Source organism: Desulfobulbus oligotrophicus, from assembly GCF_016446285.1.
Classification (GTDB): Bacteria; Desulfobacterota; Desulfobulbia; order Desulfobulbales; family Desulfobulbaceae; genus Desulfobulbus; species Desulfobulbus oligotrophicus.
The window spans coordinates 1,220,346-1,244,607 of record NZ_CP054140.1; the positions used below are offsets into that span (position 1 = coordinate 1,220,346).

General features: G+C 52.4%; 16 protein-coding genes and 1 pseudogene. 8 read left to right on the forward strand and 9 right to left on the reverse strand.

The genetic code is table 11. The annotated features are described in order from the left end of the window. Positions 1-176: 176 nt before the first annotated feature. The gene (locus HP555_RS05490; protein WP_199264180.1) at positions 177-1,952 is read left to right on the forward strand and encodes a hybrid sensor histidine kinase/response regulator; all 1,776 of its coding nucleotides are present in this window, start codon (positions 177-179) and stop codon (positions 1,950-1,952) included. 49 nt (positions 1,953-2,001) lie between these two features. Beyond that, positions 2,002-3,303, forward strand: coding sequence for a multidrug effflux MFS transporter (locus tag HP555_RS05495; RefSeq protein WP_233249253.1), 1,302 nt, complete (start codon positions 2,002-2,004; stop codon positions 3,301-3,303). Here HP555_RS05495 and HP555_RS05500 read toward each other — a convergent pair whose 3' ends face one another. Then, positions 3,304-4,629: a putative sensor domain DACNV-containing protein gene (locus HP555_RS05500; RefSeq protein WP_199264181.1), complete on the reverse strand. Its 1,326-nt coding sequence runs from the start codon at positions 4,627-4,629 to the stop codon at positions 3,304-3,306. 251 nt (positions 4,630-4,880) lie between these two features. On the opposite strand from HP555_RS05500, the gene nadA reads away from it, so the two are divergent. Continuing rightward, on the forward strand, positions 4,881-5,939 hold the full coding sequence (nadA, locus tag HP555_RS05505) for a quinolinate synthase NadA (protein WP_199264182.1): 1,059 nt from the start codon (positions 4,881-4,883) through the stop codon (positions 5,937-5,939). Positions 5,940-5,993: 54 nt separating this feature from the next. Here the strand turns inward: nadA and HP555_RS05510 are convergent, their stop codons facing one another. Both HP555_RS05510 and HP555_RS05515 read right to left on the reverse strand, forming a co-directional pair. Further along, the gene (locus HP555_RS05510; protein WP_199264183.1) at positions 5,994-7,076 is read right to left on the reverse strand and encodes a haloacid dehalogenase-like hydrolase; all 1,083 of its coding nucleotides are present in this window, start codon (positions 7,074-7,076) and stop codon (positions 5,994-5,996) included. Between the two features lie 124 nt (positions 7,077-7,200). Then, complete coding sequence (locus tag HP555_RS05515; RefSeq protein WP_199264184.1) at positions 7,201-8,946, reverse strand: YgiQ family radical SAM protein; 1,746 nt, start codon at positions 8,944-8,946, stop codon at positions 7,201-7,203. Between the two features lie 533 nt (positions 8,947-9,479). On the opposite strand from HP555_RS05515, the gene HP555_RS05520 reads away from it, so the two are divergent. Continuing rightward, positions 9,480-9,824: an FUN14 domain-containing protein gene (locus HP555_RS05520; RefSeq protein WP_199264185.1), complete on the forward strand. Its 345-nt coding sequence runs from the start codon at positions 9,480-9,482 to the stop codon at positions 9,822-9,824. A 208-nt stretch (positions 9,825-10,032) separates the two neighbouring features. Here the strand turns inward: HP555_RS05520 and HP555_RS05525 are convergent, their stop codons facing one another. From HP555_RS05525 to HP555_RS05540, 4 genes are all read right to left on the reverse strand, one after another. Then, entirely contained in the window at positions 10,033-10,263 is a 231-nt protein-coding gene (locus tag HP555_RS05525; RefSeq protein ID WP_199264186.1) for a hexameric tyrosine-coordinated heme protein, read from the reverse strand. Positions 10,264-10,650: 387 nt separating this feature from the next. Beyond that, complete coding sequence (locus HP555_RS05530) at positions 10,651-11,250, reverse strand: nucleoside deaminase (RefSeq protein WP_233249254.1); 600 nt, start codon at positions 11,248-11,250, stop codon at positions 10,651-10,653. Between the two features lie 19 nt (positions 11,251-11,269). Then, positions 11,270-11,626, reverse strand: a complete 357-nt coding sequence (locus tag HP555_RS05535) for a DMT family protein (RefSeq protein ID WP_199264187.1) — start codon at positions 11,624-11,626, stop codon at positions 11,270-11,272. A gap of 250 nt (positions 11,627-11,876) precedes the next feature. Next, entirely contained in the window at positions 11,877-12,323 is a 447-nt protein-coding gene (locus HP555_RS05540; RefSeq protein ID WP_199264188.1) for an acetyltransferase, read from the reverse strand. A gap of 177 nt (positions 12,324-12,500) precedes the next feature. Between HP555_RS05540 and HP555_RS05545 the strand changes: the two genes are divergently transcribed. Together HP555_RS05545 and HP555_RS05550 are read left to right on the forward strand one after the other, a co-directional pair. Beyond that, positions 12,501-13,586: an IS630 family transposase gene (locus HP555_RS05545; protein WP_199261861.1), complete on the forward strand. Its 1,086-nt coding sequence runs from the start codon at positions 12,501-12,503 to the stop codon at positions 13,584-13,586. Between the two features lie 209 nt (positions 13,587-13,795). Continuing rightward, positions 13,796-15,151, forward strand: coding sequence for an IS5 family transposase (locus HP555_RS05550; RefSeq protein ID WP_199261827.1), 1,356 nt, complete (start codon positions 13,796-13,798; stop codon positions 15,149-15,151). 12 nt (positions 15,152-15,163) lie between these two features. Here the strand turns inward: HP555_RS05550 and HP555_RS05555 are convergent, their stop codons facing one another. Further along, entirely contained in the window at positions 15,164-16,081 is a 918-nt protein-coding gene (locus HP555_RS05555; RefSeq protein ID WP_199264189.1) for a tetratricopeptide repeat protein, read from the reverse strand. Between the two features lie 345 nt (positions 16,082-16,426). Next, positions 16,427-16,684, reverse strand: a pseudogene (locus tag HP555_RS05560) (IS3 family transposase); the annotation flags it as partial. Positions 16,685-16,903: 219 nt separating this feature from the next. Between HP555_RS05560 and HP555_RS05565 the strand changes: the two are divergent. Beyond that, positions 16,904-21,163 (forward strand): PEP/pyruvate-binding domain-containing protein, encoded by a 4,260-nt coding sequence (locus tag HP555_RS05565; protein WP_199264190.1) that lies wholly within the window; start codon positions 16,904-16,906, stop codon positions 21,161-21,163. A gap of 88 nt (positions 21,164-21,251) precedes the next feature. Beyond that, positions 21,252-24,218 (forward strand): heavy metal translocating P-type ATPase, encoded by a 2,967-nt coding sequence (locus tag HP555_RS05570; protein ID WP_199264191.1) that lies wholly within the window; start codon positions 21,252-21,254, stop codon positions 24,216-24,218. Positions 24,219-24,262: the final 44 nt, after the last annotated feature.

The window sequence follows — 24,262 nt, forward strand, 5'->3', positions numbered from 1 at the left end:
AGCGACTCTGCAACTATTGACCTGTCGAGCCCGGTCAGCACTTGTTAGTTTTTTGGGATGCCTGGGGGTGTTGTTGCACTGCTGATTGTTTGCTGTTGATGTGATTTTTTTGTGACGAGAAAGGTTTTTTTGCGGGAACCTTTTGCATCTGGTTACTGTCCATTGATTTTTCGCTTATGCTGAAAGCCAACCTTCATAGCCGATTACATGTTTCTCTGAAAGTTGCTGGTGTGTATCTGGTGGTGGCCGCTCTCTGGATGCTTTGTTCTGAGCAGCTCGTTCGGTTTTGGATACAGGATCTCGAATGGGTTCTGAGGGTACAGCGCATCAATGGACTGTTGACTGTCATCGTAACTGCTGCGCTGTTGTATGTTTTGTTTAAACGGGAGATCACCTCCTCGGTTGTCACAACCGATCACCTGCGAAAGAACAGACAGGAGTTGCTGGATATTCTTGATGCCATGCCGGTCGGGATTGTGCTCACCGATGGCACGGTCATCGAGTATATGAATATCAACTTTTCCGAACGATTCGGTTACAGTCTGGACGAGATACCTACTCGTGAACAATGGTTTTTGCTTGCTTATCCCGATTCGGTTTATCGACGTGAACTCATTGACACGTGGTATGATGGAGTTGAAAATGCAGGAAGGAACGGGACGTTGATTCCAGCTGTCGAAACCAAGGTCACCTGCAAGGATGGTAATGTTCGGCAAGCCATTGTGAACACTCAGGTTATTAATGATCGAATAGTGATTATTTACACTGATATCACTGAGCGGGAGTTGTTGCGCAATGAACTTATCAAGATCCAGAAATTAGAGTCCATTGGGGTGCTGGCTGGAGGGATCGCCCATGATTTCAATAATATCCTGACTGGAATCATGGGCAGTGTGAGTCATGCCCGTACGCTGATTGCTCCAGAACACGGTGCGAGCCAACCGCTTATGGCCGCCGAGAAAGCAACCGGGCGTGCTGCCGAACTGACCAGACAGCTGCTGACGTTTGCCAGTGGCGGTGAACCGGTAAAAAAGGTTATTGCCGTTCAACCCATGGTCGAGGAGGCCGTCACTCTGATGCTGCGTGGTACCAACGTACGCGACGAGATACAGGTGGATGAGGATGTTCAGGCGATAGAGGCTGATGAAGGACAGATAACCCAGGTTCTGCATAATGTCATTATCAATGCTGTGCAGGCAATGACGACCGGTGGGGTTTTGCGGGTGAAGATCGGCAATCAGCGGATTGACAGCAGCACTGGGGATCTTCCTGCCGGTAATTATGTGCAGATCTCCATCACCGACGAAGGAGACGGCATCCCTCCGGAGATTCTGGAACGTATTTTTGATCCGTATTTCACCACCAAAGACTCTGGCAGCGGTTTGGGGCTTGCCTCAGCCTACTCGATCATGACTCGGCACGATGGTCACATCCGTATTGAATCAACTGGTGCCGGCGGCACAGTATGTACGCTTCTGCTGCCGACCACTGAGAAGCCGCTATCGGTACCGATGGCTCCGGCTTCCTTGCGGGAGCTGCATCACAGCGGGCAGGCAAAAAAACGACATCCCATTCTGGTCATGGATGACGAACCGATCATCCGTGATATGACCACTGCCATGCTCAGCTATCTGGGATATACGGTTCACGCCTGTGAAGACGGTGAAACAGCTGTACAGCTGTACAAAAAGGCCCTGGCCGAGGGAGCCGGATACAGCGCGGTGCTCATGGATCTCACCGTGCCCGGTGGGCTGGGGGGGCTGGAAACGTCACGTCAGATTTTGGCCCTTGATGAGGATGCCTGTCTTGTGGTGTCCAGCGGATACAGTCAGGATCCGATCATGGCTGACTGTCAGGCCTACGGTTTTGCAGGCGTGCTGCCTAAACCGTACACCATGGCAAATCTTGAACAGACGATGACGGCAGTCCTGGCGACACGGTCTGCGATTTAATCGTCAACTCTTGGTTAGAGTCCCGTTGAATCAGCAGTCCTGCCCCTTCATGATCTACTCGTTGATGGTCTTCAGAAATCTTGAACAGTCGGTTGTCGACAATCAGCACCAATATCGGTGTAAGAGGGAAGTAGTGACCAGTCTTTTTAGAAAACTTGGGGAGCATTTTCCCCCTATTATTTTTTTATTGGCACTGCTGTCTGCCTTTCCGCCGTTGGCGACAGACATGTACCTGCCGGCCTTACCTTTGCTGCAACATCAGTGGCAGGTCCCTCTGGTGACGATCAACTTCACTCTGGTTATTTTTTTCCTCACGTACTGTGCCTTTATCTTAGTATACGGACCGCTGTCTGATCGTTACGGGAGAAAACCACCTCTGCTTGTCGGTGTGGGGGTGTTTGTTGTTGCCTGTCTCTTCTGCGCCATGGCACAAAGCCCCGGCATGTTGATTGGCGGCCGCTTTGCTCAGGGTGCCGGTGCTGCGGCCGCCTCAGCAATTGTCTTTGCTATCTGTAAGGACCGGTTTACCGGGCAACAGCGACAGCGGATCTTTATTCAGATCGGGGTTATCGTTGCGGCCGCACCGATGATCGCTCCTGTTCTCGGTGGCTGGATCTTGGCATTGTGGTCCTGGCGTTGGATTTTTTTACTGCAGGCTGCTCTCGGCACATTGGCGTTTATCGGCGTGGTACGCATGAGAGAGTCGTTGCAGTCAGAGATAATGCCCAGTTTTTCCGAGGTGGCCGGGAGCTATTTTCGTCTCTTTGGGAACAGCCGATATATCTTATTGCTCGCCACCTTTTCCTGTACCTGTGTGCCGATTTTTTCTTTTATCGGCGGTTCTCCCGATCTGTATATAACCCGGCTGGGGTTTACTGAACAACAGTTCAGCTATTTTTTCGGATTTAATGCCCTGGCCTTTATTCTGGCCCCACTCAGCCTTTCTCGACTTGTTCCGTACGTTCCTGTGACCAGGATTATGCCCGGTGCCTTTATCGGTATGCTGATTGCGTCCCTGTTTTTATTGTGCCCTTTGCTTTCACTGCCATGGCGATTGACGTTGCCGATGTTTTGTCTGACCTTCTGCTTTTCCTTTTGCCGGCCGGCCGGAAACAACCTGATACTTGAACAGGTGCAGCAGGATACCGGCGCTGCCTCGTCTTTCATGGTTTTTTGTTACTTTATGATCGGGGCGCTGTCTATGTGGTTTTTCTCCTTTGACTGGCTGGATAAAATACTGGTGCTGGCTGTCATGGGGATTGGTTCGTCTTCCTTTACCCTTCTGATGTGGCAGGTGGCACGGAAACGGTTACTGTTGCCGGCCGGTGAGCAGGCGAGAGCCGATGGGTGATCAGTTTTCGCCGATAAACATCTGGCTGGTAAGGTCCCAGCAGGTAACGATGCCGTTTCTCCACTTGGCAAGTTGGACATTTCCGTCCTGGGAGATGACGATGGCAAGAACATCGTGAAGGGCGTTACAGAGATGATAGGCTGAGCGGTGCCGTGAACCGTAGCCTTCAATTTTGGCCAGTGTCACGATCTTTCCTTCAGTATCACTCGCCTTGGCCACCTCTGTCAACTTGTCCAGAGAACCAACAATCATGCCGCCAAAACCCAGTGGGCCGCGGTTGCTGGTGACAACTGCGCCGTCCACCGAGGCAAGTGAAGCAACAAACTGGGCATGCTCGTACAGGGATTCTTCCAGGTCATAAACGGATGATTCGTGGCGTAGACCGACATAATCCTGCCAGGTAATCACCTTGTCCGGATCATTGATGTCGCCAAGAACGGTGGTTGCCAGCCGAATCGTGCGGATCATGAGCTGCTGTTGCCTGCGGATGGCCTCATCGTGCTGAAAATGATATTTCAGTAAGATGTGGGACGACTCTTTGACAAGTTCATCCAGGCCGTCACTGGGGAACACGAGAAAAGTTCCACCATGCCGATTTGTCCGCGTAACGCTGATGATGCGTTTGAGCAGTTGGAACTGGAGATTTTCAATGAACTCGTCACCGACCCTGGCGACCGGATAGAGCACACTGGCCCGGAAGAGTTCATGGATATCCAGAAAGTTTTGGCGAACCGGTTCAAAGAGCTTGGCAAGCCACTTGGATTGAAAGACATTGGCACTGGAGTCGAGCAGGGTGCCGCTGTTGAGGGTAACAATAATTTTAAGCCCCCTGCATATGGTCAACACACCCGGCCCTGTAACATGGACGACAAACGCATCCGGGAGAAAGTTGGTTTTCTTGTTACCGCCACGTTCAAGCTGCAGCCAGCGTCGGCCCGAATTGATCAGTCCCCAGATCTGGAACCCCTTTTCCGGATGCTGCTCAATACCGATGAGTGAACGTTCAAAGTCCACAGCCGGTGAGAGACGACGGAGTTCGTATTCATTGAATGGTCGGGAACTGGAAAAAAGGAGACGGTGAAATCCCTTGGGCGGCCCCTGGCTGGCAGGAAAGACAGAGGGAGGAGCCAGGATGAGACGCAGGGTCACCGGTCGCCCCTCTTCGCGCATCATGCTCACCTGATAACAGGTCGAGATCAGCTGCTCCAGTGCTGTTGTTGCGGGAAGCGGGGTCACCGGTATATCGGTGGTACCGGTTATTGCATCTGCCATGCTTTCCCAACGCTCATTGACGAGCGAAACAAGGTCGGTGGGATAGACGTGCATGCGTTTACGGAAAAAAGGTCTGAATTTACAGGATTTCTTTTAAGAAACTACAATAAAACCACGAACGCTTCTGTTTGTAAATCTATTTTCCTGCTGTGTTTTCAGTGGGTACGGTGTGACGGGTTCAGTTTGTGAAAACAGTTGTTCTCCTGAGGCATTTGCGGTAGTAGGGAGGCCTTATCTGTAGATGGCATGGATCATCATGTAATGTTGGTTGAGAGAAGAATAACACAAGGGCAAAAGAGTTGGTCATGAAGCACAGAGCAGGAGAGGTTTTAGCGGATGTTCAGATTCCTCGGATTAAGGTTCCGGCACATCCGATTCCAAGACAGATGTTGACTGCAGAAAAAGAGGCCTTGCGGGAGCGGATCAAAGAACTCCTGCAACAGCGTAATGCAGTGCTGGTCGCCCATTACTATACTGAGAGCGATCTTCAGGATTTAGCTGATGAGACCGGTGGTTGTGTTGCCGATTCTCTCGAAATGGCCAGGTTTGCCGCGGAGCATCCTGCTCAGACACTGGTGGTGGCGGGAGTTCGGTTCATGGGTGAGACGTCCAAGATCCTTAACAACGAAAAGCTGGTGCTGATGCCCGACCTCATGGCCACCTGCTCTCTGGATGAAAATTGTCCGATTGAGCTCTTTTCCGACTTCTGCGACCGCCATCCCGACCACACTGTTGTGGTCTATGCCAACACGAGTGCCGAGGTCAAGGCCCGATCCGACTGGGTTGTCACTTCTGGTATTGCTTTGCCGGTTATTCGGCATCTGGCGGCGCAGGGTGAGAAGATTCTCTGGGGGCCGGATCAGCATCTCGGCCGTTATATTCAACGGCAGACCGGAGTGGAGATGATTCTCTGGCCCGGATCCTGTGTGGTTCACGAGGAGTTTAAGGCTGAAGCGCTGGAAGAGTTGCGTCAACGCCATCCTGAGGCGGCGGTATTGGTACATCCTGAGTCACCGGAAGAGGTGGTTGCCCAGGCTGATGTGGTCGGTTCCACTACTGCCCTGATTCAGGCCGTCCGGCGTTTGCCCAACAAAGAGTTTATTGTTGCCACTGATGCCGGTATCTTCAACAAGATGCGGCAGCTCGCGCCGGAGAAGATACTGCTGGGGGCTCCGACTGCGGGCGAAGGCGCTACCTGTGAGAGTTGTGCCCGTTGTCCGTGGATGGAGATGAATACTCTGGAAAGGCTCGCCTATGTTCTAGAAACCGGTGAAGGTGAGATCAAGGTTGCTCCGGACCTGGCAGCCCGGGCCCGAATCCCGATTCAGCGGATGCTCGATTTTGCAAAAACACTGGCAGAGTAAGGGGTGCTTCATCAGAAGTGCAATGTTGATGAGCAACGGGTGTCTGACCCGGCCTTACCCGATTGTTTCCCGTGATGGACGAAATCTGCCGTTGGTCAGATCCAGACCCTGAAGAAGGATGCGGGGATCGGTATACAGGCTACTGATCAGGCCGCTCTGACGACGATTGATGAGCAGACGGATGTCGGCTGTCGGCAGGGTCAGCATCTCATAATCCGTGTCGGCATCGCCGGCCACCAGTAACGGCCGGTCATTCAGGAAATGGGCAATAATTGCCGCCTTGCCCTCTCTGTAGGTAACAGGATATCCTGACGGGTCTTTTATGGTCAGCACCTCGCCGCTGTCCAGACCAACCCGGATCCCGTAGATATGATCAGCAGGGATGGGAAAACCAAGCCACCGTACGGCTCCCTCCACCAGCCATTCGGCACTCGCAGAAATGACATAGCGTTCAACTCCCTGTGCTGCCAGCCGGTGCATCAGGGCCAGCATCTCCGGGTGGAGGTGGAGGCCGAGCGGGAAGCTTGTTTCAATCGGACCGATCGGGTCCGGTGCCTCTGTCCGCATCCACTCCTCAACCAGGGGTTCAGCCTGGGCTGCCTGGACAACCTCTATGGCAAAAAAACGTAATTCATCCGTGGTGAATCCGGCCAGGAGCTTGGCCATGAACGGGAGTACGAAACGAGGTCCCAGCCGGTCATCTTTGCGGGCCTGGTCAGTAAACCAGAGCAATAAGGTGGTGAACAGTTCAGCCTGGGGCAGTCGCAGGGCCTGCTTGTTTCTACCGAAAATCAGCAGTGGAAAGAGTGTCTGGTACGTTTCGATCAGGGTGGCGACGATCGCAGGCAGCGGTCGCCCGGCCAGCTGGATGTCGGCACGGGGAAGAATGGCGGCGAGCTGTTCCGGAATCAGACGGTACTGCAGTCGCTGCAACTGAAAACGGAACACAGCCTGTCCTATATCGCGAAAAATACAGGTGTTGTCGAAATCAAAGACTGCAACCGGTTCGTTAGCTTGCGGCCGGGTGGTCACGGTGGCCAACCAGTCCATGATGCGTGCCAGGTTTTCCGGAAACCAGTTTTCTTCACTGTCCGGTGTTTCTGCAGATGTCTGTGGTGTTGTTGCGGATGAGATCATCGTTTGTACTGTGCGCAAGAGGTCATCGAGCGAAACGGGTATAAAGACCTAACGATCATGACGGCCTATATACGCTAAAGTGCCGCAGATTGCATGAATTATCTGGTCTCGTTGATCGGGGGGATCAAGGTTTTCTCTTTTTTCGTTGCCGTGTGCCGGGAGCCGATGATCCGGCAGGTCGTCCGGCAGCACTGATAATGGCGGCTTTCTGACGCTCGCGGCCGGTTTCACTCTTTTCAACAAAACAGGGTGCATTGGTAAAGGGGTTGATCTCAGTCCAGTACATCAAAGTGGACCATGTGCTGGGGGTGGGGGTAAAGAGCTGTATCTGACGAGGTAACAGGTGGAGTTCCTGTTTGCAGAAGCTGCGCAGCCTCTCCATGGCCGCAAAGGTGCAACCGGGATGTGCTGCGATGAGATAGTAGGTGAGAAATTGATCGAGCCGCTCCTCTTTGGTCAGCCGGGTGAACAGGGTGCGAAAGGTGAGAAGATCCTGGGGGCCTGATTTTCCCATGGCGGCCAGCACAGCCGGATCACTGTGTTCCGGAGCGATTTTCATCTGACCGGAGATATGGTGACGAATGACCTCACGCAGGTAGGAGAGACCATGGCGATGGTCGGCAAGCAGCATATCGTAGCGCACCCCTGAGGCAACAACGACTTTCTTGACACCTGGAATGGCACGAAGCTGCTGCATCAGATCAATGAGCGGTTGATGATTTACCTTAAGACTCCTGCAGGTTGACGGGTAGAGACAGCGTTTATCGTGACAGGCGCCAAGTACCGGCTTGCGTGTGCATTCAAAGCCATACATGTTGGCGGTCGGACCACCGACATCGCTGATAACTCCTTTGAAATCCGGGTGGGTGGTCAGGAGCTTTGCCTCCTGGACAATGGATGCCGCACTGCGACTCTGCACAATGCGGCCCTGATGGACGGCAATGGCGCAGAAATGGCATTCACCATAACACCCCCTGTGCGTGGTGAGGGCAAAGCGGATGGTGTCCAGGGCGCGCACCTTGCCTTTCCGGCGGTCAAGTGGGTGGACGTCGCGTTCAAATTCAAGGGCGTGAATGGCGTCGAGTTCCGCAGTGGTTAAGGGGGGTTGGGGCGGGTTATGCACCAGATACCGATTGTTGTGGCGCTGTGCAAGAGGAAGAGCGGTCAGGGAATCGTTATTGGCATAAAAGGTATGAAACATCCGGATAAATGCCTGTTTATCTGCTGCCGCCTCCTCATATGCCGGCAGTTGCAGGGCTGCGGGCGGCGGCGCTGATGCAGCGTAACAGAGACCGCGGACCGACAGCGGGGATCGGCCGGCGGCAAGCACCTGTGCAAGTTCAATCACGCTCTGCTCCGCCATGCCGTACAACAGATAGTCTGCTTTAGCATCAAAGAGGATGGATCGCCGCACCCGGTTCTCCCAGGCATCATAATGTGCAATACGTCGAAGACTGGCCTCAATGCCGCCGAGAACCAACGGGACAGTGTTTTTGAAATGTCGGCGGATGAGATTGGCGTAGACGATCACCGCACGATCCGGTCGACGGGTATTACGACCGCCCGGAGTATAGTCATCAGTCTTACGGGGACGTCCGGAGGCTGTCCTGTTGGCAACCATGGAGTCAATGGAACCGCCGGTAACACCCCAGAACAGGGTGGGTTCACCCAACCGGGTGATATCGCGGCCGGACTGGAAATCGGGCTGCGCTATAATTGCAACTCGGAAACCATGGCGCATCAGGAGTTTACCGATCACGGCCACGCCGAGAAAGGGCGAGTCAATGTACGCATCACCGGTGACCAGGATAACATCAGGTGCCTGCCATCCCAGGCGGGCCATCTCTTCACGGGTACAGGGGAGAAACATGGAGATCGTGGTGTAAGAGGGGAAGGTAAATAAAAAAATCAGCCGGTGGCGAACAATCAGAATGTACCCTGTGCAGACCCCATTTTCTCAATGAAACGCTGTGGTCGATGCAGCCGGGGTTGAGTCCGGTTGCAACAGGCAATGGTTTCTGCAGGATGAAGAGATAAGGGGTGCCGACTTTGGTCCGCTCCTCATCCTTTTGGGGTTTGCCGTACAGTACCGCCTACTATAAGAAGAAAGCCACAGGAAGGCCACAGAAGTCTGCAGGTCTTCTCTGTTGTTACCTGAACATCAGCAAACAGTGTAATTAAAAAGAACGTGGTATACGTTCTGTGCCTGACTTTGACACATCTGTCATGACCGCTGCCTGCTATCTGTGATCAATGTCTGCCTCCCTTGCAACCGGATCCTCTTTTTGCCGTTGAGTGGGACGGAAATGCTCTTGACCTGTTCCTGATGTTGGGAGTTTAATATACGGCTGCGGCTTCGGATGCCGGGGAGTGCCGACTGCTCGACCAATTAAAGGAGACAATATGACCAAGACTGTACCTGACCCAACAACACTGGATTTTTTTTCAGCAGCCTTTTTGCTCCCCAATATCGGTGCTCCTTTTCTTGTTGGCCTGGCTGTGGGATACTTTGCCAAAAAGGTATTCAAGATAGCCCTGCTTCTGGGCGGAGCAGGGTTGGTCCTGCTGTTTGTGACGGAGTACTATGGCATTACGCAACTTGATGATCAGGCACTGCATCAGACAGCCCAGTCGGCCGTTGACCTGGCCAACCAGTCCGGCAGCTTTCTCTACCATCGCCTGTCAGAGCTGACCTGGAAAGGCGGCAGTGCTGTCGCCGGATTTCTGGCAGGTTTGAAGTTGGGATGACCCCCCCCCCTCTGTTATCCAAGGCATTTTTCCTGACGATATGATTGGTGACCCCGTCACGCCTCACCGATCTCTTTGACCACACCTGCACCGCCGGCAAAAACGATGTGGCTTGAGTGCACTGTGACGGGGACAACCGTTAGCTACTGCTGATGAGTTTTTTGCAGGACCGCGACCTGTGTATGATCCTGCCGGAGGCGGAACGCGGTTATTTCCGCCAGTAGTTGTTTGCTGCTGCCACGGTTTGAAAGTTCAGGGCAACAACCTGTGAGGCGGCAATCAGCGAGTCCGCGTTGGTGGAGTACTCCGGCCGAAGTTTGTGGAGAACCTCCGCGTCCGGTTGTGTGTACTTGACGCCACGGCGACTCAGGGTTATGGCAAGCTCGAAACCTTCTTGCGGTGTGTCGGTATGTAGTGTGGTAAGCCATGTGTCAGCCATAATCAAACCCTCCTGTTGATTGTTGATGTTGTGCTGTGGTTTACAGATGTTGCATGCTGATCGCTAAAAAAAATGTGGCAGCAGGCAACATTCCTCTTTCCCGGCGCATTCACCTGAAAGGTACTGAAAAATAGGACCATAATTTTGTGTTGAGAGCAAGTACAGAGTGCGGAGCAATCCTTTTGCAGGCGAATGCGTGGTAGAGCGGCAACATGCACTCCGTCACCTGCCGGTTTAATCCAAGGTCCTGTTCATCATGAGCACAGGACAGGTGAGCTGTCTGATGCTCTCCGGTTACACCGTCTTTTTCGCCGGCAGATAAAAAGAAGTTATATGCATGCGGCCGGCAGCAGGAAGAAGTCGGTGGCCTGTGCACATCAGCATCGTTCATCCACCCTGGCGACTGTTGTAAATTTCCGGGTCTGTTGCGGCAAACAGACGAAAGTCTGCCAATGATTCCTCACGCAGCACCCCTTCGATCAGCTCTATGCCCCGGCGGGAGAGTTCGCCCCGCCAGTCGGCAGGCATCGGACCTTCATCAAAACCCGTGATGGCCATCATCTCGGGATCAGCGCCCGCAATAACCAGAGACCGGATTCCAGACCACAGTACAGCACCAAAACACATGGCACAGGGGCTCCAGTTGACGACCAGTTGATGGACAGGCAGATCAGGACCGCCCAGGTCATAGGTTTTGAGCTGTTGCTGGGCCAGGGAGATTGCCATGATTTCGGCATGGGCTGATGAGCAGCAGCTGGGGACCACCCGGTTGACACCAATGCTTATCAGCCGTCCTGAATCGCGTTCAAAAACTCCGGCGGCAAAGGGGCCGCCACTGCGATGCACAGTGTTCAGCCGGGCAAACTGCAGCACCGCGGCCATGCGTGAATTGAGATCAGGCATGTACTCCGGCAGGGAGGCAAGTTCGGTTGTTATCCAGTCCGGCAGCTCAAGGCTGACGTGCAGAGAGAGTGAGGAGGTGTTCATAGGCGAAAAGGGAAGGGTGTCATGCAGCCATGAGCTTGCTGCGGAAAAGGAAAAAGACCGCACCCAACAGGCAGAGTCCGGCCCACAGGTAATCGAGGGTAAGTTTTTCTTTCAGGTAGATGATGGAAAAGGGAACGAAGATCAGGAGAGTGATGACCTCCTGGAGAATTTTTAACTGCCCCACGCTCATGACATTGTGACCGATCCGGTTGGCCGGCACCTGGAAGAGATACTCAACAAGGGCGATGCTCCAGCTGACAAGAGCAGCGATGATCCATGGTTTGTGGGTCATGCTCTTCAGATGACCGTACCAGGCAAAGGTCATAAAGATGTTACTGCAGATTAAGAGGGCGATGGTCAGCGAGTAACGGTTCATGGGCGGTTTCCGGTGAGGCGGCAAGATGAATGAGACAATGAGATACCGTCATACAGCATATCATTTTTTCATTGAGAAAGACACTGTAGCAGGAAGATGATGCTGTTTAAACAGTGAATTTTAACGATGGAGACGAGGTGGAGGAGAACGGGTCATGGCCGGTGTTACCCGGTTTCTTGAAAAGCGACTCAAGCTCAAGGTCAACCAGGAGAAAAGTAAGGTGGCTCATATCGACGAGATCAGAGGCCTTCTAAGGGTTAGAGGGATTTAGCCTCATGTGCAAAAGTGGGTAAGGCTTGCCCTGACCATCTACAGGAGACCTGTCGAATACCTCAAAGCCAAAATGCTGATAGAAGGCTACTGCTTGACCATTCTGTTCATTGACATCGACCAATCGAATAGATTTTTCTGATATGGCGTGGTTCAGCAATGATTTCCCCACTCCGTAGCCTCGCGAGGACGGAGCAACAAAGAGCATTTCAAGCTTTTCATCAGCACTTCCGCTGAAGCCGAGAATCTCGTCATCTTTGTTTGTAAAGACCATGACATTTACCGCAGGAAGCCAATCATTGAGAATCTGAGAACGCAGCTCACGAAGATCGACCTCTGACAGGAAGTCGTGAGTATCCCTGACTGAAGCTTTCCAGACGTCCGTGATGATTGCGAATTCCAACTCGGATACGGCTCGAATGGTCACTTTCCAATCCCTTTAACGTGGCCATCACCGGGAGCGGTACGCGATCCAGTGCATGGCATGGTTTGACCTTCTTTCTCGTGGGTCCCGCATTAGTGGCTAACCTCTGTTACCCTTCGATGCCCTAGTGTCCCGTGCGGTTAATAGAGTCTTTTAATATTTCTTGTGTTATAGTGCCGTATGGCACGCAAACACGAGAAATTTACGATAACAGACGAACAACGCCAAGACCTTGAGGCGTTGTTGCGCTCACCGAAAACAGCCCAAGATCTGGCATCTCGGGCCAAGATTATCCTCTTAACGGCATCAGGTAAAACTGCCGAGGATTTGATTGTCGAATTAGGGACAACTTTTCGCACAATCTATCGATGGAGGAAACGATTTAAAGAGTATGGCATCCACGGGCTTGTCGATCGTCCTCGTAGCGGCCAGCCAAAAAAACTGACCGATGCAACGGTCAAAGAAGTTTTGCGGATGACAGTTGAGTGCATTCCTCATGAGGCAACCCATTGGAGTGTTCGCCTTATGGCCAAAGCCGCCAAGGTCACCACGTGGCAGGTGCGACAGATATGGAATGCAGCCGATTTAAAACCGCATCGGCTTAAAAATTTCAAAATCAGCAATGATCCGAATTTTGCTGAGAAAGTAATCGATATTGTTGGCCTGTACATGAATCCACCTGAAAATGCGGCTGTGTTTTCCGTTGATGAGAAAACGCAGATTCAAGCGTTGGATCGTACCCAGCCAATGTTGCCCATGCGGCCCGGCCAGATTGAGCGTCGCACGCATGATTACAAACGAAATGGCACCACCAATTTATACGCTGCCTTCGACATTTTAACCGGACAAGTGCTTGGCCGAACAACCAAAAGGCATCGAGCCAAGGAGTTTCTCGACTTCTTGCGGCAGTTGAATAGGGCCGTTCCAGCCGAGGTTGCCCTCCATGTCATACTGGACAACAGCAGTACCCATAAAACGGCAGATGTGATGCAATGGCTCAAGGCCCACCCTCGGTTTACGTTCCATTTCACACCAACCAGTGCATCATGGCTGAATGCGGTTGAAAGCTGGTTCGGCCAACTGGAGCGCAGAGCCATCCACCGAGGGGTGTTTACAAGTGTCAAAGATCTCAGAGATGAAATCCACCGCTTCATCAAGCAGCACAATAACAGATCGGCCAAGCCATTCACATGGACAAAGACTGCAGCGGTGATACTTGAAAAGGTCTCAAAATTAAAAGACGACACTAACCGCACGGGACACTAGTCACTCAACGCTTTTTCATTTTTGCGTCATCAAATATTTTCTGTGCTTCTTCGAGAGTGATATAGCCACTTCTCCAAAGCGTATCTATGGTATTTAGTCGGCCATGAAAAACTCTCAACGAGTTGGAATATATGGATAAAAATTGAAAAATATAGCACTGTAAATTGCAGGATATTGCACTTTTCCCCTTCAATTTCTGGTGATTTTCGATGCAGCCGAAGAAGCAGATTTCCAGCCCCCAGTTGGACATGTTCCGCAACCGTTTGGAGAGCATTCTCAATCATCGTCATGAGTTGTACCGGCTGAGTGGGCTGATCGACTGGGGAGTGTTTGAAAGCGAGTTTGGCAAGCTGTACTCTGAGGAAGGCCGGCCGGGGCTCCCGATTCGTTTGCTCGTAGGCCTGACCTATCTGAGCCATGCGTTCAACACGTCAGACGAAGAGACGGTACGGCGGTGGGTGGAGAACCCGTACCATCAATATTTCTGCGGGGAAGAGTACTTTTGTCATGAACTGCCGATCGATCCGTCTTCGTTGAGTCGCTGGCGAAAGAGGATAGGTGAGCAGGGATCGGAATTGATCCTGCAGCTCACGATAAAGGCGGGGTTGACAAGCGGAGCGGTTGCGCCGACCAGTTTGGAGCGAGTGATTGTTGATACGACTGTTCAGGAAAAGGCGGTGGCGTTTCCGACCGATTCACGATTGTACAACCGCAGTCGGGAACGACTGGTCAAGTTGGCTGCGGTTTGGGGCATTCGTCTTCGGCAGAGTTACTCCCGTCTTGGACGTCAGGCCTTGTTAAAGGCCGGCCGGTATTTTCACGCCCGCCAAACCCGAAGAGCCCGTCGGGAGGTAAAACGGCTGAAGACCTATCTGGGCAGGGTGTATCGGGACATTGTGCGCAAGATCGAAGGGCAGCAGGCGCTTGGCCCAGTGCTTCTTCCCGAGCTTGCCCTGGCTGAGCGGTTGTTGACGCAGCAGAAACAGGACAAGAACAAGCTCTACAGCCTGCATGCACCGGAAGTCGAATGCATTGCCAAGGGCAAGGCACACAAGAAGTACGAGTTCGGGGTCAAGGTGAGCGTGGCCACCACCAATCGAGACAACTTCGTGGTGGGCATGTTGGCTGAACCTGGCAATCCCTATGATGGCCACACCCTGGGCAGGGCCATTGAGCAGGTGCAGCGGATCACCGGCTGCACCGTTCAACGCAGTTTTGTCGACCGGGGCTACCGTGGTCACAAGATCAAAGAACCCCAGGTGTTGATCTCCGGTCGCAGGCGGGGAATGACACCGCAGATGAAGAAGGAACTCAAGAGACGCAGCGCCGTTGAGCCGGTGATCGGCCATATGAAGGCGGATGGCAAGCTTGGACGCAATTACCTGCTGGGTGAGTTGGGCGATAAAATCAATGCCCTGCTCTGTGGAGCAGGGCACAATATCCGTCTTATCCTCAAGAAGTTGAGGGAAAGGTTGTTTCTTCTTTTTACCGGATTGCTTTTGGTCCTCTGGTGCCGCTTCGATGGGCAAAAAAAGGGTGCCGGAGCGATCGCCCCGGCAATATGAAAAAAGGCTTTTTCAAGGACGACTATTTAGATGCAGTTGTAAAATTACATAATCACCTATCGCAACTCCTTTAGGTTCATTTGCTTTCACTTCAGGCGGTGATTGTTTTAATTTCATAGATGTGGAACGTGTTTCCTTTGCTTTGGTTATTATATTCGAAGGCACATTTTGAGCCTTGATGACCTTATCAAGAGCAATAATAGCCTCGTCATACCTACCGAAACTGAATGCCAAGATCCCAGTATTGAAGTTGAAAATAGGGTTATCCGGATCAATTTCCTTTGCGAGGAGAAACAAGAGTTGCTTTTCTCTTGCGCTGAGGATTTTTTCATTTGAAATGCCTACCTTGTTGAACGTAGTTGAAATGCTGGAAAGTTGCTTGTTGACTTTTCGTATTTCTTTCTCGGCATCGGCCAGTCTCTGATCCATGTTTCCCTTCATGGAATTCAAAGAATCCTCGGTTTTCCTCTGCATTGTCTTGGTTGCGTTGTCGACGCTGGTTTGAACAAGGACCAGTTTTTGATCCATTTGCTTTTGTTTTTCCCCGAACGTGGCATCAACTCTCTTTAGTCGTTCGTCAAAAGCAGCGACTTGTGTGCGTATGGTGCTTTCTGCTTCAGCAGCGCGTTTGACGGAATTCTCTATTGTCTTTCCGGCTTCTCTTACTTTTTCCGTTTCTGTTCGAATGGCCATAATATTAGTGAAGCCAACGAAGCCAAAGGCTATCGCTCCAGCGACAAAGACCGTCTGAATCAGCGCTAGTATCTGTAGGAACACCCGAAGGTTATTAGTTGAAAGATAAGAAGAATCGATTCTTTTAGCGAGACTGTCTGGCTTGAGTTGTGAGGACAGTGATTCAATTTGAGCCTCAAGTTCCCGCACCCTGGCCTCTAAGGTTCCGGTTTCAGCGATTTTGCTTTCATCGGACATATACTTCATCCTCCTTTGGCTATTCAGTTAATGCTTGGGCCAACAGTATAATAAATGCCGAATTTCCGTTTATTAGGATATTGAGGCGGTATCGGCGGAATATTCCGCAACCTTCAGTCCATTTATTACCTTTTCACGTGAATATTTCCGTTTATTACAGCCATAAAAGGGTAAACATGGAAATTGTCTCCTCCTATGGTATGCTGCACGCAACACTTTCCCCTGATTTGGCCTGCATAGTTCGATTCGTCAGCAAGTTAATACTACCAGATACAAACGCCTTTTCAAGTTCAAGTCAACGGCCGTTGGCCAACGTCTGATCCGATGTGAGTATTGCCCCTATGTGTTTCCTTTCGCCAAACGTTCCATCGATCCGCGCTCCAGGCGAAGACGTTCAAAGATTCGAATCAACCGCTTCCTGGTGATCGAGGTATCGATCTCAATAGGCAGCAGTTCCCGGTTGCAATCGTCAATCACGTTGAAGGTCCGAAATCGACGACCGGCATAAAGCAAATCGCTCATAAAGTCAGCGGACCAGACCTGATTTGGCTGTAGATGCACAAGGAATGGCTGTTGTACTCGTTGCGGTAGTCGCTTTTCGGACGGCCTTAACGCTTTTTTTCGATCAGATCCCTCAATGCCCGGTTTTCCAGGGCCACTTCAGGGCATTGTGCCGGGAAACTCTATTTTTGACATGTCTACTCTTCAGGGAAGCTTACGATCCCATCAGCATCAAAACTTCAGCTGACTTTCACGATGAACGACACTATTGTATAGTGTTCATATTTCAATCTGTTTTTTCTAACTGTGAAAGAGGTTGCCATGCCTGCCGGTCAATGTCCGATCCCATTGGCTTCTGATGCTCTCAAGGCTAATTTGCTTGAGACCGCCACATCCGTTCAGATTCATCCCGAACTTCTTCTGCTGCGGGATGTTGTCTGCCGTTATCAGGGGCTGTTGAGTAAAATCGACATGTTACTCTACGAAGTCAGCCATCCTTACCGCAATTGGAAGGTGATTGTTCCGGAATTGCGAGCCTATGTTCTGAAAAACCTGCACTATTACCGCGACCATGATCAGGGGGCTGAGGCCTTTTCGTTGTTCATGTCGATCTTCTTCAATGCACTGCATGAATCCACCCGCAATGAACAGTTGCTCCGGCGTATTCTGGAAGCCATGCTGGCCTATGCCGACAAGCTGATCATGTCTTTGGACAGTTCGACGCTGTTTCGTTTTGCACCGGCCCTGGCGGATTTTTTTGCGCAACTCAACGATCTTGATGCAACTGATCCCAAAGTGTTGCTGTTCATGGCCAAGGGGCATTATCCGGTGCAGAAAATGGCACAGCGTGTGCTGACGCTCCGGCAGCAACAGCTTGAACAGCCTTTTGATCTTCGTAGTCTGACTTTGCTGATGCGTACTCTTTTGGTGCGCAATTATGAGTACTGGCTGTCTGAAGCAGACCCGCTCCCCTGGTTTGAGCAGCAGTGCGGTGACTACTGCAGCCAGTGGCAGGGGCAGCACCTGCTTACGGCCATTTCTCATCAGCGGATCAACGAGTGCAAGCAGTCTCTTGAGGCCATTGATTTCACCGATGACTATCAACCGGCTCTGGAGCGTATTCTTGAGCTGCCGACCCACATGGATCTGGTCCGCCTGTACAAAGAGATCCCGACCAAGATGGTTGCCGTGGAATCAGACAGTGAAGAGGCCGCCCATTTTGTTGAGAATCGCAAGCTGCTGTTTCTTTTCCGGATCATGGAAACCAGTGGTCTGTCATTGATCCATGAAGAGACCTTGCGGGAGATCAACCGTTCACTGGTGCAGCTGATCCGTAAGCAGCGCTTTGAGGAGATCGAACAGTTCTTTGTCACCACCTTTCATCTGCTGAAGGCCAATGTCCGGGCGTATCCGCACACCTCCCTGCAGTGCATCCAGGTGATCGGCAACGAGGTGTTTAAGCGGGGTAACTCCCGATTAGTCGAGGCGTTTCTCTGGGAAACGGTTCGTTTTGGTTTTCAGTATGCCAATGTCCGTGGTGTGGACGAAGACTGGCAACCCATCGCCAACCCCGCCCATCTCACCAATATCCGGGTCTGGCTTACGTTGATCGGACAGGAGCCGAAATGGTGCTCCACCCTGTTTTCAGCACTGATTATCAATCTGCGTCTCTCAGGCACCTGTGTCCGTGATACCGATCTGTTCCAGCGGGATGTCACTGAACTGCTTAATCAGCCCATTGGACCGATTTATAATCTTGCCAAACAGTTTACAAAGTTAATGCCGGTCTTCTTTAATGAAATCGGTGCTGAGGGTGAATTGCGGGACGTTTCCACCGAGCTTGATGAGATTCACAAGCGAAAGGATGTGCTTATCCATTTTTTACGCAAGCAGGCCCATGTCGAGTCCAGCAATCTGATTGTCGGTTTCATTGAGGGGATTTTCACCTTCTGGATCACCCTTGATCGATCATACCTAAGTGACTACCTGCCGGAGGAGATTTTGCGTGAAATCGCCACCAGCGGGCCCTATGTTGATGACCAGCACGAACTGGCGGCACGCATCAAAAAGGAGCTGCGGTTCACCCGCATGGGCCAGATCCTGGCCTGGCCGGACGATGAACGAGAGGCCTTCCTTGCCCGGCAGACCGACCTTGCCGAGGTGGAGCGACAGCGATTTGCACTGCTGGTGCGGATGTATAAACTGTTGCACCTGAAGTACAATCTGAGCCTGCCTGAGATCCATAAACAGTTGCATCATGCCATAAACGGCGGGTTCCCCGAGTTAAGCCGGCTGCTTGACGTTCTGAAAAAAGACGACCCGATCCCCTGTCTTGAAGCATTGCTTGATGAGCTGGAGCATCTGCGCGAAATCATTCTCAGTTCAGAGCATTTCGAGCCCAAGGAGGAGATCTACTACAAGCGGCACATTGCTGTTGATATCCCTTCGGTGTACGGTCGGTATTCTGAGCGCAAGTTTGATGCGCTTGGTCTAACCTTTCGCCTGGAGAGCCTGGCCAACATCTATCTGGAAAAGCTCTTTTCCACGGTTAACTTGAGTTTTATTACTCAGGCGACGTTTATCCATATCCTCAAATGCCTGCGTCTTTTTACCCGTGCTTTGCAGGTTGACGGTATCTTCAGTCGCCGTCTTGATACCTACATCAGTCTGCTGGCCGCTTCCATCGGAATCCGACGTTTTTCGTATACCCAGCATCTTGACATCATGCGCGGGCTCTCCGAAGGAGTGAAAGACATTATTTATGCCTATTACACAAACATCCATCAGAACAATCTGTCCATCATTGTCCCTCAGATCGGGAAGGAGAACCTGCTTTCCAAATACCTCAACCTGTGGGACGATAAAAATCTTCCGGAAACCGTGCTCCGGGTTGCAGAGACCTTTTTTCGTGATCTGATTGCCACAACGTTCGGTTTGCAGCATCTGGACAACTTCATCGGCAAGGTGATCAATACCCTGGAGGCTCAGAAAGATATCCTGGATGAGAAGACGCTTGATCTGCTCATGACCTATAACCCGGAAAAGACGATCAGCAGCCTGCATTCCGAAAATCTGCGCACCCACAATCTGATTCATCTCGGGAACAAGGGGTTTAACCTGGCGGTGCTGACCAGGGACCGGCTGCCGATTCCACCGGCCTTTATCATTACCACAGAAGTGTTTCGCTGTTATCCGGCTATTCGAAAATTTGAACGAGCCCGGGACGAGTACATGCAGCGGGTACGAACCTCGGTCACTGAATTGGAGCAGCTGACCGGTCTGATCTTCGGTTCGCCGGAACGACCTCTTTTGGTATCCGTGCGCAGCGGTTCAGCCATCTCCATGCCGGGCATCATGTCCACCATCCACAACGTCGGTACCAATGAGGAGCTGGTGGAGGAGTTTGTTACCCTGTATCCGGAGAAAAAGTATTTTGCCTGGGATAACTTTCGACGGTTTCAGCAGTCCTGGGGTATGGGCCATGGCATGGATCGTGAAGACTTTCAGGAGTTGATGAACACCCACAAGCAACAGCACCGGATTCAGTACAAACGTGATTTTTCCTCTGAACAGATGAAACTGCTGGCCCTGGACTATCAGCAGATCGTCAAGGGCCGAGGGTTTACCGTACCTGAGGATCCGTGGTTGCAACTGATCGGTGCGGTTGATGCGGTTTTTGATTCCTGGCACACGCAAAAGGCTCAGGAGTATCGGCACCTGATGGGGGTTTCCGATGATTGGGGCACTGCGGTTATTGTCCAGACAATGGTGTTTGGCAATCTGGATCGCTCCGCCGGCAGCGGTGTACTGTTCACTGCCCACCCCTACCGTAAGGTGCGTCGAGTCGCCCTGTGGGGTGATTATACCATCGGTGATCAGGGGGAAGATATTGTCTCCGGTCTGGTCACCAGTTACCCGATCTCTGTTGAACAGGCGGAGCTTGACGGCCGTGATGAAAACAAGAGTCTGGAGAGACTCTACCCGAAGATCTATGAGCGGCTGCTCTCCATCAGCCGTGATCTGGTTTATGAAAAAGAGTGGAATCCCCAGGAGATCGAGTTTACCTTCGAGGGACCGGAGCCGGAGCAGTTATATATTCTGCAGACCCGGGACATGATTACCATTAAAAAGAAGGAACATCTCAACGTGTTTGTTGATTCTGATCTGGCCCATAAGTCGATCCTGGCCAAGGGCATCGGGGTTTCCGGTTCGGCAATGTCCGGTAAGGCCGTGTTCAGCGAGGAGAATATCATCAGCCTTCGCCGCAGAGAACCGGATACGCCGTTGATTCTTATCCGCCGTGACACCGTGCCGGAGGATATTCGGGAGATATCCATGGCTGACGGGGTGGTGACCTCGCGCGGCGGCCAGACTTCTCATGCCTCGGTAGTCGCCACCCGTCTGGAAAAGACCTGTGTGGTCGGTTGCCGTGACATGCAGGTCTATGAAAATGAGGAGTATGCAGAGATCAATGGTTTCCGAATTAACTTCGGTGCGCCGATAGCCATAGATGGACGTCACGGCCTTTTGATTGAAGGGAACTACCCGCTGCAGGAAGAGGTGCATATCCTGCCTCTGTAAACATTCAAGACGAGCCGAAGGCTACAGGTTTACATAACCACGGCCAACGCATCTGTTACGTTGGTTTTTACCTCTTGAGGAGATTTTTATGAGCATATCAGATCCTTCTGCGGTTCCTTCCACCTCTCCTGTCTTCTGTTTGTCGGTTGAGGGTATGACCTGTGAACACTGTCAAACAAGGGTCGAGCAGGCTGCACTTGGAGTGGACGGAGTGGTGGAGGCCGGGGTCGATCTTGCCGCCGGCACACTCAGTGTCCGCGGCGGTGACCCGCAGGCGGTTATCCATGCCTTAGCTGAGGCCGGCTATCCGGCAAAAGAAAACAAAACATGTCTGCCGACTCCACCTCCGTTGCCTGTGCACCAGAAAGCTGCAGCAGCAGAGGTTGCCGTGCCGGTCCGCCCCTATTTGCTCCGGATTGATGAGATGCACTGCGCCAGCTGCGTGGGCCGGGTTGAGCAGGCCATTCTGGCTGTGCCCGGAGTTCAGGCCGCAGCGGTTAACCTGATCGAGAAAAGTGCGGCTGTCGAAGGTGGTGATCCTGCACAGGTAATAGAGGTGCTGGATCAGGCAGGGTATCCTGCTGCACTTGTCAAAGAGCCGCAACTCAGCCGGGAAGACGGCTATGAGATAGATATTCTCGGGATGCATTGCGCCAGCTGTGTAAGCCGGGTTGAGCAGGCTTTGCTGAAGGTCCCCGGGGTAACTGATGTTTCGGTCAACCTTATTGAGAAAAAAGCTTTGATCCGGGGTGGTCAGCCCAGTCAGGCTGTGCAGGCGGTTGTTGATCAGGGGTATGGTGCATCCTTGCGGGTGCGGTCAACGAACGACTCGTTTGTGATCCGAGTACATACACAGCCTGAACCCGGGAATCTGGAACAGATCCGTGAGATTCTCCTTGCTCAGGATCCGAATGCCGATATGACGGTTGAAGATCAGCTCTTGAAGATTACCACCAGTCAGCATCCGGCTGACATCCTGTTGCGCATAGCTGATATCGGTCTTGAGGTGAGTTTAGAGGAAACCTTTGTTGATCCGAGCCTGCAGCAGGCTGAAGAAACCCGACAGGAAATACGCCTTGCCTGGCGCAGGGCCATTCTGGCGGGCGTGGTGGGCACTGCTGTCATGGTTGGGCATATGTCCGGGTTGTTTCCGCATCCGGAAGATGGACAGTTGTTCTGGGCAGGCGCCGCGTTGCTCTGTCTTCTGACCATGATGTACAGCGGCCGTAATTATTTTATTGGTGCCTGGAAACAGGCGAAGCATGGTGCTGCCAATATGGATACCCTGGTGGCCCTGGGTACAGGAGCTGCCTGGGTTTCCTCCCTGGTGGTTATTGTTGATCCAGAGTTTATTCCCGGTGCCGGAGACAATCTTTTTCTTGATGCATCGGTGATGATTCTTGCCTTTTTGCAGTTGGGACGGGCCCTTGAAACAAGGGCCAAGCGAACAACGAGTGAGGCAATCGGTGCGTTGGTCGGTCTCAGGGCACGGACAGCCCTGGTTGTGCGCACAGCCGGTCAGGTGGAGATACCTGTGTCGCTGTTGCGCATCGGTGACCGCTTACGTGTTAAACCAGGGGAGAAAGTACCTATTGATGGCGAGATTATTGACGGTCGAACCACCATTGATGAGTCCATGCTCACCGGCGAACCCTTGGCTGTGTCCCGGGCTGTTGGCGACACTGTAACAGGCGGCACGATCAATCGATCCGGCTCTTTTATTTTAGAGGTGACCCGGTTGGGTGAGGATACCACCCTGGCCCGTATCATCCGTATGGTTAAAACAGCCCAGATGAGCAAACCGCCCATCGGTCGACTGGTGGATCGTATTGCCGGGATCTTTGTGCCGATAGTCATAACCATCAGCCTGATCACCCTGCTGGCGTGGTTGGGTCTTGCCTCGGATCTGCCGCTGGCACACGGGATCACCGCGGCCATTGCCGTTCTTGTCATTGCCTGCCCCTGCGCCCTTGGTCTGGCAACACCGATAGCCATCATGGTCGGCACCAGCCGGGCTGCGCAGTCTAATGTCCTGATCCGCAACAGTGATGCTCTGCAGACCGCGGCAGCCCTGACGCATGTGGTGGTGGACAAGACCGGCACCCTGACCGAGGGTCGTCCGGCTGTCACCAGTGTCTATCCGGGTGCAGGATATACCGAGCGAGAGGTCCTGCTTTGGGCGGCGAGCCTGGAGGTCGGTTCTGAGCACCCGCTTGCTGAGGCGGTGTTGACTGCCCAGTCAGAACAAGGAGGTGCCTTGGCTCAGGTCGATGCATTTAAAGCTGTCACCGGCAGGGGTGTGAGTGCCGAACACAACGACGTCACCTACCTCTTGGGCAGTTATAAGTTTCTTAAGGAAGAGGGGGTTGTCCTGCCGGCGGATTTGCTTGACAGGGCCAGGCACGAAGCCGACCAGGGAGGGACGCCGATCTGGCTGGGAAAAGGTGTGGAGGTCATGGGACTTCTTATCCTTAAAGATCCGCTGCGGCAGGACTCTGCGGCTTCGATTAAACGGTTGCAGAGCATGGGGATCGAGGTTGTGATGTGCAGCGGTGACAACCGGGCAACCGCCGAGGCTGTGGCAAAGGAGGTCGGAATCAGCCAGGTGCACAGTGAAATTCTGCCTGAGGAAAAATTACAGGTCATTCGTACACTGCAGGAACAAGGTGGAAAGGTCGGTATGGTCGGTGACGGTGTGAATGACGCTCCGGCTCTGGCCCAGGCTGACACGGGTTTTGCCATTGGCAGCGGCACAGATGTGGCTATTGAGAATGCAGACATCACCCTTGCCGGTGATTCACTCTTGCTGGTGGCTGACGCCATCACTATTTCAGAGGCCACTCTGCGCAATATTAAACAGAACCTGTTTGGAGCCTTTATCTACAATGTAATTGGTATTCCCCTGGCAGCCGGTGTCTTTTATCCCTTTACCGGATGGTTGCTTGATCCGATGTTCGCCAGTGCGGCCATGGCACTTTCTTCGGTAACCGTGGTCACGAACGCCAATCGGCTACGATTTTTTCAACCCAGGGGCGAGGCAGGTGTAACGAGCTGATCTGTTTGCCAAGGTATGAACAGGCTGCACACAAGACAATACAA